Below are 14,796 nucleotides of genomic sequence, written 5' to 3' on the forward strand. Positions count from 1 at the left end.
TCGCTTACGGCTGCAGTTCGGTATCCCAGTAGAGATAGTCGAGCCAGCTGTCGTGAAGATAGTTGGGCGGGAACAGTCGGCCGTTATTATGCAAGTCCTGCACGGTCGGCTGGTAGGGCTTCTGGGCCGGGAACATGGCAGCCTGCTTCGGCAGCTTGCTGCCTTTCCTGAGATTGCAGGGCGAGCATGCTGCGACCACGTTTTCCCAGGTCGTCTCGCCGCCATGGGCGCGCGGGATGACATGGTCGAACGTCAGGTCGTCATGCGCGCCGCAATACTGGCATTCGAAACGGTCGCGCAGGAAGACGTTGAAACGGGTAAAGGCCGGGTTGCGCGAAGGCTGAACATAAGTCTTCAGGCATACCACGCTCGGCAGTCGCATGGAAAAGCTCGGCGACGAGACCGATTGGTCGTATTCGGCAATGATATTCACACGGTCAAGGAAGACCGCCTTGATCGCGTCCTGCCAGGACCAGAGCGACAAGGGATAATAACTCAAAGGCCGGTAGTCAGCGTTCAGAACGAGCGCCGGCAGGGCCTGTGGTGAGACTGCAATCGTCAAGGAACCCTCCTGATCGATTCGGCATCTGCTCCTGTATATTAGGCCGGTTGTTACAGGATTGTGAAGTCCAATAAATTCAGGGCATAGCGGCAATTGCGAAGCGCGTTGCAGATTAGCCAATCGGCATGATGTCGCGCTTCACGCGCACGGCATAGTAGGCCCAGAACAGGCGTGCGGCAATCGAGCGCCAGGGCGCCCAAACGCCTGCAAATGCCGCCAATGCCTTGGTCTGCGGCCTGGTCTCCATGTCGAAGGCCATTGCGACCGCCGCCTGCAACGCCACATCGCCGGCAGGAAACACATCTGCGTGACCGGCCGAAAACATCAGGTAAACCTCAGCGGTCCACGGCCCGACACCCTTGATGGCGGTGAGACTTGCGAGCGCTTCGGCCGGATCCTTCTCCCCGAGGGATCGCAGATCGAGCGCGCCCTCCACCACCGCCTGGGCGATGCGGGTCAAGGTCTCGGCCTTGCCGCGCGAGAGGCCGAACTCCCGCCAGGCCTCGGGATGAAGGGCGATATAGCTTTCCGCGGTCAGCTTTTCGCCTGACGCGAGCATGCGCGCCCATATCGCCTCAGCGCTTGCCCGCGAGACGGACTGTGACACGACAACATGCGCAAGGCCGGCATAGCCGGGCTCGACGAGGCGAAGCGGCAAGGGACCGACATCCGAGGCAATCTGCCGCAGACGGGGATCGATCTCAAGAAGCGCCTCCAGCCCTTTCCTCACATCGTCGTCGCCCCGAATGATATGCATCGTCCCTCATTCCCTCACGCATGGCCGAAGCCGCGATTCCATGGCAGAAGAAAGCATGATCGCTTCCCCCCGTCAAAAACCCGTCTTCCGTTTCGCCCCCAGCCCGAATGGCATGCTGCATCTCGGCCATGCACTTTCCGCCATTCTGAACCACGATATGGCGAAGGCATCGGACGGCCGTTTCCTGCTGCGCATCGAAGACATAGATCTTGCCCGCTGCACACCCGATTTCGAAAAGGCGATCCATGACGATCTTTCCTGGCTGGGCCTTGGCTGGGATGAGCCCGTCAGGCGGCAATCCGACCATTTCGCCGACTACGCCGATGCCCTGCAATCCCTGATCGGCCGCGGCCTCGTCTATCCGGCCTTCATGACCAGGGGAGAGGTCAAGGCGCGGGTAACCGCTGCCGAGGCTGAGGGAAAATCATGGCCGCGCGATCCCGACGGCACGCCGCTCTATCCGCCGGATGATCGTCTGCGCGGCATCCCGGAGCGGGAGGAATTGCTGACATCAGGCGTCAGGCATGCCTGGCGGCTCGACATGGGCCGCGCCCTTCCGGAAGTCGGGGAGACGCTTTCCTGGATCGAAACCGGAAATGCCGAACGGGGTGAAATCAAAGCCGATCCGGCCGCCTGGGGCGACGTCATCCTGTCGCGATCCGACGCGCCGTCGAGCTACCACCTCTCCGTCGTGATCGACGACGCCTTGCAGGAGGTCACCCACGTTGTTCGTGGGCTCGATCTGTTTCATGCGACGTCGATCCACCGCCTGCTGCAGGCGTTGCTCGGCCTTCAGCAGCCGATCTATCACCATCACCGGCTGGTTCTCGGCGACGACGGCAAGAAGCTGTCGAAAAGCCAGGGAGACACGGGCATCGCCGATCTGCGGCAAGCCGGTCTCTCAACGGCGGATATCCGCCGCCTTATTGGCCTTTGAAGCATTGCGCTCCTCGGCCTCATAGAGCCGCGTAAGAATGCGGCGCACCCTGAACTTGAGCAGTGCCGCGTTGATCTCGGCGCCCATAATAAAGATCACCCCAACCATATAGAGAAAGATCAGCACGATCATCACGGAGGCAAGACCCGCATAGGTCGCGGTATAATTGGCAAAAGTCTGCAGATAATAGGCGAAGATCAGCGCACCCCCGAGCCAGGCGAGCATCGTCAGCAACACGCCGGGCACCACGTCGAGCACCTTGCGTCGCCCCGCCGGCAGCCAGAGATGGACGATCAGCAGCCCGGCGGTCAGCACGAACAGCGTGCCGTAGATCCGCCAGTTCGATACCACGGCAAGCGTATCGGCGAGCCACGGCAGCCACTGGCGTGTATAATTCTCGACGACGGGCACGGCGACAAGAAGAAGGCTGATGGCGGCAAAGATCAGGACCGCAATCAGGACAAAGCCGAGGCTCGCAAGACGCGTAAAATACCAGGGGCGCGTTTCCGTCATCCGGTAGGCACGATTGAGCGAGATGCGCAGTGCCTCCACCCCGTTGGACGCAAAATATGCGGCCGCCAGCACCGAAATGGTCAGCAGCCCGCCCCTGGGGATCGTCAGCACCTCGATGACCTGGTCGGCCAGCGGCTTGGCAATTGCCTCGGGCCATGTATCGAAGATCAGATGGATGGCGGTACCGGAAAATTGGCTCGCACCGAGAAAGCTCGCAAGCGCCGTGCCGAAGATCAGGAATGGAAAGACGGCAAGCAGGGTGGACAGCGCCACGTGGCTCGCCATGGCAAAACCGTCGTCCTCGATAAAATGAAATACGGCATCGTAGATCACCTTGTAGAGGGTGCGAAGAATTCTCTGCATTCCATCTCCGCTAAGATCTGAAGCCTCCCGCCGGTTATTCGCCGCCGGTTTGTTGCCGTTTGTTTGTCGATTGTGTCGCTTCGATGAATATGGGAAACGAGTCGTGCTTTGTACAGGAAACAATGGGATGGCGGATCAACGCACTATCATCGTCACGGGTTGCTCTTCCGGCATCGGCGCCCATTGTGCCCGTGCCCTGAAGGCCGATGGCTGGCGTGTCTTTGCAACGGTGCGCAAGGAAGCCGATCTCGAGCCGCTTGCGACTGATGGCATCGAAGCACGGATCATGGACTATACGAGGCCGGAGACGATCTCGGCGCTGGTGACAACGGTCAGCGAGCGGACGCAAGGGCGCATCGACGCGCTCTTCAACAACGGCGCCTACGGCCAGCCTGGCGCCGTCGAGGACCTGTCGACCGATGTGCTGCGGGCGCAGTTCGAGACCAATGTCTTCGGATGGCACGATCTGACGCGGCAGGTCATCCCGTTGATGCGAGAGCGGGGAGAAGGCCGGATCGTTCAATGCTCCTCCATTCTCGGCCTTGTCCCCTATCGTTTTCGCGGCGCCTATACGGCCTCAAAATTCGCAATCGAGGGCCTCAGCGTGACATTGCGCATGGAACTCCAGGGCAGCGGCATTCATGTGAGCCTGATCGAGCCCGGGCCGATCGCCACGCGTTTCACCGCCAATGCGCTTGCCAAGATCAAGGAGCATATCGACCTCGAAGGCTCGGCCCATGCCGCGGAATATAAACGGCAATTGGCGCGGCTGAATGGCACAGGCCCAATCAACAGGCACAAACTGGGGCCCGAAGCCGTTTATCTTGTGCTAAAGCATGCATTGAGTGCGAGGAGTCCACGTCCCCATTATGTTGTCACCACCCCTGCAAAGCAGGGCGTGTGGCTGAAGCGTCTGTTGCCGGCAGATGTCTTCTACCGTCTGATGCGCCGGCTTGATTGAAAGACGAAAGCGCGTAATCGATGTCCACATTCACCTATACGCTTGCCATCATCGTCATGGGCCTTGTCGCGATCGTGCTCGTGCGCGGTCTCTTCAACATGATGAAGGGCGATAATCCAAGCCTCTCCAACAAGCTGATGCAGATGCGCGTGCTGTTGCAGGCAATCGCGATTATCCTCATCATGGCCACCCTGTGGCTGACCGGCGGCGGAAGGCCGCACTGAGACGGAACGAATGGTCAAGCTCAACAAGATCTACACCAAGACCGGAGATGACGGCACCACGGGCCTTGTCGCGGGTCCCCGCCGCCTGAAGCATGATCTGCGCGTCGAAAGCTATGGCACGATCGACGAGACCAATTCCGTGATCGGCGTGGCTAGGCTCCATACGTCGGCCATGCCTGATCTCGACGCCATGCTTGCCGCGATCCAGAATGACCTCTTTGATCTCGGCGCCGATCTCTCGACGCCCGAGACCGATGAACCGGCCGCCTATGAGCCGTTGCGCATCGTCGAAAGCCAGGTGGAACGTCTCGAACGCGATATCGACACGTTGAACGCCGAATTGAAGCCGCTGACCTCCTTCATCTTGCCCGGCGGCTCCCCTGCCGCCGCACATCTCCATCTCGCCCGCACCGTTGCGCGACGCGCCGAGCGGCTGATGGTGGCGCTGTCGCGGACCGATGGAGAACGCGTCAGTGCGGCGGCGCTGAAATATGTCAACAGACTGTCCGATTTCCTCTTCGTTGCCGCGCGTCATGCCAATGACGGCGGCGCAGCGGATGTTCTCTGGGTGCCCGGCAAGAACCGCTGATAGCCCTCCAGCCATCCCGGTGGGCACAACATTGACGTTTACGTAAAGATTATATCACTACCTAAAGCATTTTCGCTTTTTGCGACATGGAAGCGTTGTGTTTGGAGAAAAAACGCGTATCCATGTCGCCATTCGACAAATGGAAAGGCGTCGCTCGGCGCATTTTCTCGGGCGATCATGTTGAAGGAAGGATTCCATGAAGATTCTCGTCCCCGTGAAGCGGGTTGTTGATTACAACGTCAAGATCCGCGTCAAGCCGGATGGTTCGGGTGTAGAGCTTGCCAACGTCAAGATGTCGATGAACCCGTTCGACGAAATCTCGGTGGAAGAAGCGCTTCGCATCAAGGAATCAGGCAAGGCGGAAGAAGTGGTCGTCGTGTCGATCGGCCCGGCCAAGGCCGAAGAGACGCTGCGCACCGCGCTCGCCATGGGCGCCGACCGGGCGATCCTGGTCGAGACCGACGATGCCGTCGAGCCGCTCGCCGTTGCCAAGATCCTCAAGGGCGTGGTCGATGCCGAACAGCCCGGGCTTGTCATCGTCGGCAAGCAGGCGATCGACGACGACAGCAACCAGACCGGCCAGATGCTGGCAGCCCTGATGCGCTCCGCCCAGGCGACCTTCGCCTCGAAGATCGAGATCGGTGACGGCAAGGCCCAGGTGACGCGCGAAGTCGATGGCGGCCTGCAGACGATCGAGATCAAGCTCCCAGCCGTGGTTACGTCGGACCTGCGCCTGAACGAGCCGCGCTATGCCTCGCTGCCGAACATCATGAAGGCCAAGAAGAAGCCGCTCGACAAGAAGACGCCTTCCGATTTCGGTGTCGACACCACGGCGCGACTGAAGGTTCTGAAGACCGAGGAGCCCGGTGGCCGCAAGGCAGGCGTCAAGGTGAAGTCGGTTGCCGAGCTTGTCGACAAGCTCAAGAACGAAGCCGGCGTGCTTTGATCAGGCTGGAACAGGAGCAATTATCATGACCATTCTTCTTCTGGCTGACCACGACAATGCTAGCCTTTCCGACCAGACCGCCAAGGCACTGACCGCAGCCGCCAAGATCGGCTCCGATGTCCACGTGCTTGTCGCCGGCAAGGGCGCCAAGGCTGTGGCCGATGCCGCCGCAAAGCTGTCGGGCGTCTCCAAGGTTCTGCTTGCCGAAAGCGACGAGCTTGCCAACAACCTGGCCGAACCGCTGGCCGACCTGATCGTCTCCCTGGCCGGCAGCTACGACGCCATCGTCTCGGCTGCCACCTCGGTCGGCAAGAACGTCATGCCGCGTGTCGCAGCGCTGCTCGACGTCGCCCAGGTCTCGGAAATCATCGAGGTGGTTTCGGCCGATACGTTCAAGCGCCCGATCTATGCCGGCAATGCCATCCAGACGGTACAGTCGACCGACGCGAAGAAGGTGATCACCGTGCGCACCGCGTCCTTCGCCTCTGCGGCAGAGGGCGGCTCGGCCTCGGTCGAGACCATCGGCGCCGTCGCAGGTGCGGGTCTATCGACCTTCGTGAAGGATGCGCTGTCCACCTCCGACCGTCCGGAGCTGACGTCTGCCAAGATCATCATCTCTGGCGGCCGCGCGCTTGGCTCGGCGGAGAAGTTCAAGGAAGTCATCCTGCCTGTTGCCGACAAGCTCGGCGCCGCTGTCGGCGCAAGCCGTGCCGCCGTCGACGCCGGCTATGCGCCGAACGACTGGCAGGTCGGGCAAACAGGCAAGGTCGTCGCTCCGCAGCTCTATATCGCCTGCGGCATATCGGGCGCGATCCAGCATCTGGCCGGTATGAAGGACAGTAAAGTCATCGTCGCCATCAACAAGGACGAAGAGGCTCCGATCTTCCAGATCGCCGATTACGGCCTCGTCGCCGACCTCTTCGAAGCCCTGCCGGAACTCGAAAAGGCACTATAAGCGCCTTACCCGCTCTTCGCAGTTGCGAATGACTGGAAAATTGTCATTTATCGGTCTATCAATCTTGCCGGGCCAGCAATGGCCCGGCAAATTTGCGAATAAAGCGGTCCTACAGCAAAGCGTACCGCGGGGGAGTTGGCGATGAGTACGGTGCTGAAGAATATCGGGATTATCGGCGCGGGTCAGATGGGTTGCGGGATCGCCCATGTTTCGGCCGCAGCCGGATATAAGGTTCATATCTACGATCTGTCGCAGGATCGTATCGAGAGCGGTCTTGCCACGATCAACGGCAATCTTGCCCGCCAGGTTTCCTCGGGCAAGATGACCGACGAAGTCCGTAAGGCGACGCTGGCGCATATTTCCGGCTCCGGCGACATCAACGATCTGGCGCCGATGGACCTCGTCATCGAGGCGGCGACGGAAGACGAGAGCGTCAAGCGCAAGATCTACGCGCAGGTCTGTCCGGTCCTGAAGCCGGAAGCGATCCTCGCCACCAACACCTCCTCGTTGTCGATCACCCGGCTTGCCGCCGCGACCGACCGGCCGGAACACTTCATGGGCATTCATTTCATGAATCCCGTGCCCGTGATGAAGCTCGTGGAACTGGTGCGCGGCATTGCGACGGATGAATCGACCTTCAATTCCGCCAAGGAATTCGTCAGCTCGCTCGAGAAGACGATAACGGTCGCCGAAGATTTCCCGGCCTTCATCGTCAACCGCATCCTGCTACCGATGATCAACGAGGCGATCTACACGCTCTACGAAGGCGTGGGCACGGTCGACGCCATCGACACCGCCATGAGGCTCGGCGCCAACCACCCGATGGGCCCGCTGCAACTGGCCGACTTCATCGGCCTCGACACCTGCCTGTCGATCATGCAGGTGCTGCACGATGGCCTGGCGGACTCGAAATACCGCCCCTGCCCGCTGCTCGTGAAATATGTCGAAGCCGGCTGGCTCGGTCGTAAATCCGGCCGTGGTTTCTACGACTATCGCGGCGAGACCCCGGTTCCGACACGCTAAGCCCGGCACCCATTGGGTAGAACCGGAAGATGATGGCCGGTTGCAACATGGATTGCAGCCCAGCCGGCTTTTAAGCGAAGAGCAACTTCGTGCTTTTGCTCACCTGCTCGGAAAACTGCCGTGCAATCACCGTATCCTCGGCAACGATAAAGTCGAGGTCGGAGACTTCCGCGAACTTGTGAGCAGCTGATGTACCGAACTTGCTTTCCGTTACCAGCGCTACGACCTCCGCTGACGCATTCATCATAGCCTTCTTGATCGTCGCTTCGTCGAGACCCGCCGTTGCTAGACCAACCTCCGGATGAATGCCGTGAACCCCGATAAAGCAAAGGTCCGCCCGGACGAGCGCCAGTTCGCTAAGCACATGCGCGCCAAGCGTCATCTGGCTGCGCTTGTCGAAAATGCCGCCGAGAAGAATGACCTCGAGGAGCGGATGCTCGGAGGTTTCGGTCGCAATCCGCGGGCTATTCGTTACGATAGTCGCGGCCAGATCGCGTGGCAGTTGGCGGGCCAGTTCCAGATTCGTGGTGCCTCCATCCATGATGACCAATTGACCCGGTGAGATCAGCTGACTTGCGCAGCGTGCAAGCCTCACCTTCTCTTCGTTGGCAATACGGTAGCGTTTGACGAAAGGCAGCCCCGCCGGCGAGACCGGCAGGGCGCCGCCATGAACCCGCTGCACAAGTCCGGCCGAGGCCATCTCGCGCAGGTCGCGCCGCGCCGTATCCTCAGAGATCTGGAAATGCTCGGAGAGCTCGCTCGTATTGAGCCGGCCTTTGGCTTCAAGCGTCTCGATTATGAATTTCTGCCGCTCTTCCGGCGTTGCTTCCTGGCTCATCGTTGACTCCTTTGCACGTTTATGCACAATTATGTGGAAACGTGCAAGCGCGTTTCGAAAACCGCCGGTCGCCGTATCCACCTGATTAATTGACGACGCCAGGCCAAAGAGCAGGAGAAGAGCCGTGAAGAATGTGGTTCGTGTTGCCAGTGTCCAATTCCAGCATCGTCCGAGCGACAAATCCTACAACATGGAGAGGTTAGAATTTTTCGCGAGGCAAGCGGCCGAACAGGGCGCTGCCTTGGTCGCAATGCCGGAAATGTGCATCAGCGGATATTGGCATGTTCCCGGGCTCGATCGGGCCGGACTGGACCAGCTGAGCGAGGAACTGCCCGATGGCCCCTCCGCCCGCAAGGTCCGCCAGCTTGCGGTAGACCTCGGCATCGGGATCGGAGCGGGGCTGCTCGAACGCTCCGCGGATGGCGAGTTGTTCAACAGCTATTTCATGGCATTGCCGAACGGCGACGTCCATGTGCATCGCAAGCTTCACGCCTTCGAACATGACGAAATCCGCAGCGGCGACACATACACGGTCTTCGACACGCCCTGGGGCATCCGCATCGGAATTCTGATCTGCTACGACAACAACCTCGTGGAAAATGCCCGGGCGACGGCGCTCATGGGCGCAGACGTGCTGCTCGCCCCTCACCAGACCGGCGGCTGCAATTCGCCGAGCCCGCACGCGATGGGCCTGATCGATGTCGAGATCTGGCGCAATCGTGACAAGGAACCGGAAGCGATCGAGCGCGAAATTCTGGGGCCGAAGGGCCGTGAATGGCTGATGCGATGGCTACCCTCGCGAGCCCGCGACAACGGGATGTTTGTTGTATTCAGCAACGGCGTCGGCGAAGACACCGGCGAAGTGCGGACCGGCAACGCCATGATCATCGATCCCTATGGGCGGATTCTGCAGGAGACATGGGCAGCCAGCGATGAGATGGTGATCGCGGATCTGGACCTTGACCTGCTGCCGATGAGCCAGGGACGGCGCTGGCTGAAGATACGGCGGCCGGAGCTTTATGGAATCCTAGTGCAGCCGCAGTCCGACACGGTCTCCACCCGCGCGGCCCGCCTCTCGAATGCGCCGATCAAGCCGCCCCAGGTTTGAGCCTCCCCGAAGACGGTCCGTCTATGGAACGTCAACTATATCCCGTTCCGGATTTATGCGATGAAACGTCATCAACACATCCTGAAAGCGAGAAAATCATGAAGAAGATTGGTTTCCTGTCGTTCGGACACTGGACGCCTTCGCCGCAATCGGGAACCCGCTCTGCCGGCGACGCGTTGCTTCAATCCATCGATCTCGCGGTTGCCGCCGAGGAGCTTGGGGCGGATGGCGCCTATTTCCGGGTGCATCACTTCGCCCGTCAGCTGGCCGCACCCTTTCCGCTGCTGTCGGCGGTTGGCGCAAAGACCCGCCGCATCGAGATCGGCACCGCCGTGATCGACATGCGCTATGAGAACCCGCTCTACATGGCCGAGGATGCAGGTGCCGCCGATCTCATCGCCGGAGGCCGGCTGCAGCTCGGCATCAGCCGCGGCTCTCCGGAACAGGTGATCGACGGCTGGCGCTACTTCGGCTACGGCCCCGAGGAAGGCCAGAGCGATGCCGATATGGGCCGGCGTCACACCGAAGTACTGCTGCAGGTCCTGAAAGGCGAAGGCTTCGCAGAGCCCAATCCGCGGCCGATGTTTCCGAACCCTCCTGGCCTCCTGCGGCTGGAACCGCATTCGCAAGGCTTGCGCGAACGCATCTGGTGGGGCGCCGGCTCCAACGCAACGGCCGTCTGGGCCGCCAAGCTCGGCATGAACCTGCAGAGTTCGACGCTGAAGGACGACGAGACAGGCGAAGCCTTCCATGTGCAGCAGGCGGCACAGATCCGTGCCTATCGCGACGCCTGGAAGGAAGCGGGGCATACGCGCGAGCCGCGCGTCTCGGTCAGCCGCAGCATCTTCGCTCTGGTGGACGAGCGCGACCGCGCCTATTTCGGTGGCGGCGGCAAGGAGGCTGACTCCATCGGCTTCATCGATGCGAACACCCGCGCGATCTTCGGCCGCAGCTATGCCGCCGAACCGGACGCCCTGATCGAGCAGCTGGCGAAGGACGAGGCGATTGCGGCGGCCGACACGCTTCTCCTGACTGTGCCCAACCAGTTAGGCGTCGACTACAATGCGCATGTCATCGAGTCGATCCTGACCCATGTCGCGCCTGCGCTCGGCTGGCGCTGAGGCAGGCGGAAAAACTTAAGACCCGATCGCAGCCTTGATCAGACCCTTGGCGTCCTCGCTGTCCCAGGCAGCGGGGCCGTTCATGGCCGACAGCAGGCAGCCCTTGGGGCCAACCAGCAGCGTGACCGGCAGGCCGAAGGCAAGACCATTCTTCTTCAGCGCATTGAACGCACCCATCGTGCCGTCACGGTAATAGCCGAGCGCATCGATGCCGTAATCGGTGCGGAAGGCCTTCGGCTTCTCATCGTCGCCGGTATCGATGTTGACGGCGACGACCTCGAACTTGTCGCTGCCCATCTCCTTCTGCAGCGCGTTCAGCGCCGGCATTTCCTCGCGGCAGGGAATGCACCAGGTGGCCCAGAGATTGAGCAGCACCGTCTTGCCGGCAAAGTCCTGAACCGAAAGCGGCTTGCCCTCCGGCCCCTTGAAGGAGACGTTCTGCAGCGACACCGGCTTCTGTGCCGCGACCATGGCGGCGACCTGCCCCTTGGTGAATGGCGTCAGCGCTGCCGAATGGTCCTTGGCTGCCTCGCAATCGCTTGAAAGGGCGGCTGTCTGAGCGTTGCCATTGCCATACCCCTCTTCCTTCACGTATACCGCTGCCGCACCCGCAAGCACGCCTGCAACGGCTGCGATCAGGATCAGTTTCACGGACGGCAGACCGAACGGCTTCTTCGCTGTCATTTCATTCTCCAGGTAGGCATCGCATGGCTGAAGATACCACGGACACCAACTCCTCCAACAAGATGTGGGGCGGACGTTTCGCCTCAGGCCCCGCTGCAATCATGGAGGAGATAAACGCCTCGATCGGTTTCGACAAGAAACTCTTCGCACAGGATATCCGCGGCTCCATCGCCCATGCGACCATGCTTGCCCATCAGGGCATCATTTCGGCAGACGATAAAGACAAGATCGTTCACGGCCTGAACACGATCCTGTCAGAGATCGAAAGCGGCAATTTCGAATTCTCTCGCAAGCTCGAAGACATCCACATGAACGTCGAGTCGCGGCTGGCCACCTTGATCGGCCCAGCCGCCGGTCGCCTGCACACCGCCCGCTCGCGCAACGACCAGGTGGCGCTCGATTTCCGCATGTGGGTCAAGGAAGAGCTGCAAAAGACGGAAGCGGCGCTGACCGGCCTCATCGCCGCGTTCCTCGACCGCGCCGAAGAGCATGCCGATACCGTCATGCCCGGCTTCACCCATCTGCAGACCGCCCAGCCGGTCACCTTCGGCCATCATTGCATGGCCTATGTCGAAATGTTCGGCCGCGACCGTTCGCGCGTTCGCCACGCCATCGAGCACATGGACGAATCCCCCATCGGCGCTGCAGCCCTTGCCGGCACCGGCTTCCCGATCGACCGCCACATGACGGCAAAGGCACTCGGCTTCCGCGAACCGACCCGCAATTCCATCGACACGGTCTCCGACCGCGATTTCGCCATCGAATTCCTGTCGATTGCCGCGATCGCAGGCATGCACCTCTCGCGTCTCGCCGAAGAGATCGTCATCTGGTCGACGCCGCAATTCGGCTTCGTGCGCCTGTCCGACGCCTTTTCGACCGGCTCCTCGATCATGCCGCAGAAGAAGAACCCCGATGCTGCCGAGCTGGTACGCGCCAAGACCGGCCGCATCAACGGCTCGCTGGTGGCGCTGCTGACGATCATGAAGGGCCTGCCGCTCGCCTATTCCAAGGACATGCAGGAAGACAAGGAACAGGTCTTCGATGCAGCCGAGAGCCTCGAGCTTGCGATTGCCGCCATGACCGGCATGATCCAGGATATCACCATCAACACCGCCCGCATGAAGGCCGCCGCCGGCTCCGGCTACGCGACCGCCACCGATCTTGCCGACTGGCTCGTTCGCGAAGCCGGCCTGCCCTTCCGTGATGCCCATCACGTGACAGGCCGGGCAGTCGCGCTTGCGGAAAGCAAAGGCTGCGATCTCGCAGAACTCAGCCTCGCCGACCTGCAGGCGATCCATCCCGATATCACCGACAAGATCTTCGAAGTGCTGACCGTCGAAGCGTCAGTCGCCAGCCGCAAGAGCTTCGGCGGCACGGCGCCCTCGGAAGTGCGCAAGCAGATCGCGTATTGGCGTGGCAAGAATTGAGCCAAACCGCGGCCTTTGATATCGGCCAATCAGCATGGCTATCGCAATCGCCTTGGCGGCCCCTCCCCAATCCCTCCCCACAAGGGGGAGGGACTTACCAGCCGCACCGCCGAAGTTCCTAAATTTAGCGAGGCGATGCCACGAGTCTTCTCCCCCCTTGCGGGGGAGATGCCCGGCGGGGGAGATACCCGGCAGGGCAGAGAGGGCCTTAAGCCGGACGCGATCGCTCAACAATCAGGGTGCACAAGGCAAATAAACTTCGCTATGAAGAAGCCACCCGCCTGTCGCCTGCCCAAGAGGACATAGATGCAGATCAACGTGCCGCAGATTCTCCGCCTGACCCTCGTCGTTTCCTTCGTCGGTCTCGCCGTTGCCGAATGTGGCCGCAAGGGCGACCTCGATCCGCCGAGCGCCAATGCCACGAAGGGCGGCGATGTGAACCAGAAGACCAAACAGCCGGGCACGGAAGACAGGCACTTCCTCCTCGATCCGCTGCTCTGAGACAGGCATAGTTCCGTGAACCACTTTCAATATCGCGACGGCATTCTCTACGCCGAGGACGTACCCGTTCCCGAAATCGCCAAGGCCGTCGGCACGCCCTTCTACTGCTATTCGACCGCAACGCTGGAGCGACACTACCGCGTCTTTTCCGAAGCCTTTTCGGGCGTTGACGCGATGGTCTGCTATGCGATGAAGGCAAATTCCAACCAGGCGGTCCTGAAGACGCTCGGCCGCCTCGGCGCCGGCGTCGACGTCGTCTCGGTCGGCGAGCTTCACCGCGCGCTCGCAGCCGGCATCCCCGCGTCTAGAATCGTATTCTCCGGCGTCGGCAAGACCGCCGCCGAGATGGACGTCGCGCTCGAGGCCGGCATCTACTGCTTCAACGTCGAATCCGAACCGGAACTGGAAGTGCTGAACCAGCGGGCGCTGCGCGCCGGCAAGGTCGCGCCGGTATCCTTCCGCATCAATCCCGATGTCGATGCCCGCACCCATGCGAAGATCTCGACCGGCAAGAAGGAAAACAAGTTCGGCATCGCCTATGAACGCGCCCGTCCCGTCTATGCGCGCGCCGCCGAACTGCCGGGCATCAAGGTGACCGGTATCGACATGCATATCGGCAGCCAGATCACCGAGCTTCAGCCCTTCGAGGATGCCTTCAAGCTTTTGCGCGATCTCGTCGACACGCTGCGCGGCGAAGGCCATGACATTCACCACGTGGATGTCGGCGGCGGCCTCGGCATACCCTATCGCGACGATAACAATCCGCCGCCGTCACCGGAAGCCTATGCCCAAGTCGTCACGAACCAGCTTCGTGGCCTGAATTGCAAGATCGTCACCGAGCCTGGCCGGCTGCTTGTCGGCAATGCCGGCATCCTGGTGACCGAGGTTGTCTATGTGAAGGATGGGGGCGCCAAGAGCTTCGTCGTCGTCGATGCGGCCATGAACGACCTCATCCGTCCGACGCTCTATGAGGCCCATCACGAAATCCGCCCCGTCACGGTCACGGCCGCCAGCGCGCCGCGCATCAAGGCCGATGTCGTCGGCCCGGTCTGCGAGACCGGCGACTACATGGCTCTCGATCGCGAAATGGCGATGCCGAAGGCTGGCGATCTCCTGGCGATCAGCTCCGGCGGTGCTTATGGCGCCGTTCAGGCCGGCACCTATAATACCCGTCTTCTGGTGCCCGAGGTGCTGGTCAAGGGCGCAGAATTCCATGTGATCCGGCCTCGCGGCACCTATGAGCAGCTCATCGGCCTCGATTCCATACCGGCCTGGCTCGACTGAGAG

17 protein-coding genes are annotated in these 14,796 nt (G+C 61.2%); 12 read left to right on the forward strand and 5 right to left on the reverse strand.

Annotated features, from left to right (window positions below; all coding sequences use genetic code 11):
• Positions 1–4: 4 nt before the first annotated feature.
• Together EV561_RS12215 and EV561_RS12220 are read right to left on the reverse strand one after the other, a co-directional pair.
• Entirely contained in the window at positions 5–562 is a 558-nt protein-coding gene (locus EV561_RS12215) for an HNH endonuclease (RefSeq protein WP_132521753.1), read from the reverse strand.
• A gap of 112 nt (positions 563–674) precedes the next feature.
• Positions 675–1,319: a DNA-3-methyladenine glycosylase gene (locus EV561_RS12220; protein ID WP_132521755.1), complete on the reverse strand. Its 645-nt coding sequence runs from the start codon at positions 1,317–1,319 to the stop codon at positions 675–677.
• Between the two features lie 55 nt (positions 1,320–1,374).
• Between EV561_RS12220 and gluQRS the strand changes: the two genes are divergently transcribed.
• Positions 1,375–2,256 carry a tRNA glutamyl-Q(34) synthetase GluQRS gene (gene gluQRS, locus EV561_RS12225; RefSeq protein WP_132521757.1) on the forward strand — a complete coding sequence of 294 codons (882 nt, stop codon included), beginning with the start codon at positions 1,375–1,377 and terminating at the stop codon, positions 2,254–2,256.
• On the opposite strand, the gene EV561_RS12230 is transcribed toward gluQRS, so the two are convergent.
• Entirely contained in the window at positions 2,221–3,132 is a 912-nt protein-coding gene (locus tag EV561_RS12230) for a YihY/virulence factor BrkB family protein (RefSeq protein ID WP_132521759.1), read from the reverse strand. The two genes, gluQRS and EV561_RS12230, sit on opposite strands and share 36 nt — an antisense overlap.
• A 127-nt stretch (positions 3,133–3,259) precedes the next feature.
• Between EV561_RS12230 and EV561_RS12235 the strand changes: the two genes are divergently transcribed.
• The 6 genes from EV561_RS12235 to EV561_RS12260 all read left to right on the forward strand — a co-directional run bounded on the left by EV561_RS12235 (position 3,260) and on the right by EV561_RS12260 (position 7,830).
• On the forward strand, positions 3,260–4,093 hold the full coding sequence (locus tag EV561_RS12235; RefSeq protein ID WP_132521761.1) for an SDR family oxidoreductase: 834 nt from the start codon (positions 3,260–3,262) through the stop codon (positions 4,091–4,093).
• 20 nt (positions 4,094–4,113) lie between these two features.
• Positions 4,114–4,317 carry a twin transmembrane helix small protein gene (locus tag EV561_RS12240; protein ID WP_132521763.1) on the forward strand — a complete coding sequence of 68 codons (204 nt, stop codon included), beginning with the start codon at positions 4,114–4,116 and terminating at the stop codon, positions 4,315–4,317.
• Between the two features lie 10 nt (positions 4,318–4,327).
• Positions 4,328–4,906 carry a cob(I)yrinic acid a,c-diamide adenosyltransferase gene (locus EV561_RS12245; protein ID WP_132521765.1) on the forward strand — a complete coding sequence of 193 codons (579 nt, stop codon included), beginning with the start codon at positions 4,328–4,330 and terminating at the stop codon, positions 4,904–4,906.
• A 196-nt stretch (positions 4,907–5,102) separates the two neighbouring features.
• Positions 5,103–5,852, forward strand: coding sequence for an electron transfer flavoprotein subunit beta/FixA family protein (locus tag EV561_RS12250; protein WP_132521767.1), 750 nt, complete (start codon positions 5,103–5,105; stop codon positions 5,850–5,852).
• 25 nt (positions 5,853–5,877) lie between these two features.
• A complete protein-coding gene (locus EV561_RS12255) occupies positions 5,878–6,807 on the forward strand; it encodes an electron transfer flavoprotein subunit alpha/FixB family protein (protein ID WP_132521769.1) in 930 nt (309 codons plus the stop codon).
• 141 nt (positions 6,808–6,948) lie between these two features.
• Positions 6,949–7,830, forward strand: coding sequence for a 3-hydroxybutyryl-CoA dehydrogenase (locus EV561_RS12260; protein WP_132521771.1), 882 nt, complete (start codon positions 6,949–6,951; stop codon positions 7,828–7,830).
• Positions 7,831–7,900: 70 nt separating this feature from the next.
• Here the strand turns inward: EV561_RS12260 and EV561_RS12265 are convergent, their stop codons facing one another.
• Positions 7,901–8,668 (reverse strand): DeoR/GlpR family DNA-binding transcription regulator, encoded by a 768-nt coding sequence (locus EV561_RS12265; protein WP_132521773.1) that lies wholly within the window; start codon positions 8,666–8,668, stop codon positions 7,901–7,903.
• Positions 8,669–8,792: 124 nt separating this feature from the next.
• Between EV561_RS12265 and EV561_RS12270 the strand changes: the two genes are divergently transcribed.
• The gene (locus tag EV561_RS12270; protein WP_132521775.1) at positions 8,793–9,776 is read left to right on the forward strand and encodes a nitrilase family protein; all 984 of its coding nucleotides are present in this window, start codon (positions 8,793–8,795) and stop codon (positions 9,774–9,776) included.
• A gap of 98 nt (positions 9,777–9,874) precedes the next feature.
• Positions 9,875–10,897 carry an LLM class flavin-dependent oxidoreductase gene (locus tag EV561_RS12275; RefSeq protein WP_132521777.1) on the forward strand — a complete coding sequence of 341 codons (1,023 nt, stop codon included), beginning with the start codon at positions 9,875–9,877 and terminating at the stop codon, positions 10,895–10,897.
• A 15-nt stretch (positions 10,898–10,912) separates the two neighbouring features.
• Here EV561_RS12275 and EV561_RS12280 read toward each other — a convergent pair whose 3' ends face one another.
• Complete coding sequence (locus EV561_RS12280) at positions 10,913–11,581, reverse strand: TlpA disulfide reductase family protein (RefSeq protein ID WP_132521779.1); 669 nt, start codon at positions 11,579–11,581, stop codon at positions 10,913–10,915.
• A gap of 23 nt (positions 11,582–11,604) precedes the next feature.
• On the opposite strand from EV561_RS12280, the gene argH reads away from it, so the two are divergent.
• From argH to lysA, 3 genes are all read left to right on the forward strand, one after another.
• Positions 11,605–13,008, forward strand: coding sequence for an argininosuccinate lyase (gene argH / locus EV561_RS12285; RefSeq protein ID WP_132521781.1), 1,404 nt, complete (start codon positions 11,605–11,607; stop codon positions 13,006–13,008).
• A gap of 306 nt (positions 13,009–13,314) precedes the next feature.
• Complete coding sequence (locus EV561_RS12290; RefSeq protein ID WP_132521783.1) at positions 13,315–13,509, forward strand: lipoprotein; 195 nt, start codon at positions 13,315–13,317, stop codon at positions 13,507–13,509.
• A 15-nt stretch (positions 13,510–13,524) separates the two neighbouring features.
• Positions 13,525–14,793 (forward strand): diaminopimelate decarboxylase, encoded by a 1,269-nt coding sequence (gene lysA, locus EV561_RS12295; protein WP_132521785.1) that lies wholly within the window; start codon positions 13,525–13,527, stop codon positions 14,791–14,793.
• Positions 14,794–14,796: the final 3 nt, after the last annotated feature.

Source organism: Rhizobium sp. BK376 (assembly GCF_004341625.1).
Lineage (GTDB): Bacteria > Pseudomonadota > Alphaproteobacteria > Rhizobiales > Rhizobiaceae > Rhizobium.

Excerpts from the sequence above, each read along its gene's own strand:
- argH (WP_132521781.1), top strand. The coding sequence starts at position 11,605 with ATGGCTGAAGATACCACGGACACCAACTCCTCCAACAAGATGTGGGGC.
- EV561_RS12275 (WP_132521777.1), top strand. The coding sequence starts at position 9,875 with ATGAAGAAGATTGGTTTCCTGTCGTTCGGACACTGGACGCCTTCGCCG.
- EV561_RS12260 (WP_132521771.1), top strand. The coding sequence starts at position 6,949 with ATGAGTACGGTGCTGAAGAATATCGGGATTATCGGCGCGGGTCAGATG.
- gluQRS (WP_132521757.1), top strand. The coding sequence starts at position 1,375 with ATGATCGCTTCCCCCCGTCAAAAACCCGTCTTCCGTTTCGCCCCCAGC.
- EV561_RS12240 (WP_132521763.1), top strand. The coding sequence starts at position 4,114 with ATGTCCACATTCACCTATACGCTTGCCATCATCGTCATGGGCCTTGTC.
- EV561_RS12230 (WP_132521759.1), bottom strand. The coding sequence starts at position 3,132 with ATGCAGAGAATTCTTCGCACCCTCTACAAGGTGATCTACGATGCCGTA.
- EV561_RS12235 (WP_132521761.1), top strand. The coding sequence starts at position 3,260 with ATGGCGGATCAACGCACTATCATCGTCACGGGTTGCTCTTCCGGCATC.
- EV561_RS12255 (WP_132521769.1), top strand. The coding sequence starts at position 5,878 with ATGACCATTCTTCTTCTGGCTGACCACGACAATGCTAGCCTTTCCGAC.
- EV561_RS12250 (WP_132521767.1), top strand. The coding sequence starts at position 5,103 with ATGAAGATTCTCGTCCCCGTGAAGCGGGTTGTTGATTACAACGTCAAG.
- EV561_RS12245 (WP_132521765.1), top strand. The coding sequence starts at position 4,328 with ATGGTCAAGCTCAACAAGATCTACACCAAGACCGGAGATGACGGCACC.
- EV561_RS12280 (WP_132521779.1), bottom strand. The coding sequence starts at position 11,581 with ATGACAGCGAAGAAGCCGTTCGGTCTGCCGTCCGTGAAACTGATCCTG.
- EV561_RS12290 (WP_132521783.1), top strand. The coding sequence starts at position 13,315 with ATGCAGATCAACGTGCCGCAGATTCTCCGCCTGACCCTCGTCGTTTCC.
- EV561_RS12220 (WP_132521755.1), bottom strand. The coding sequence starts at position 1,319 with ATGCATATCATTCGGGGCGACGACGATGTGAGGAAAGGGCTGGAGGCG.
- EV561_RS12265 (WP_132521773.1), bottom strand. The coding sequence starts at position 8,668 with ATGAGCCAGGAAGCAACGCCGGAAGAGCGGCAGAAATTCATAATCGAG.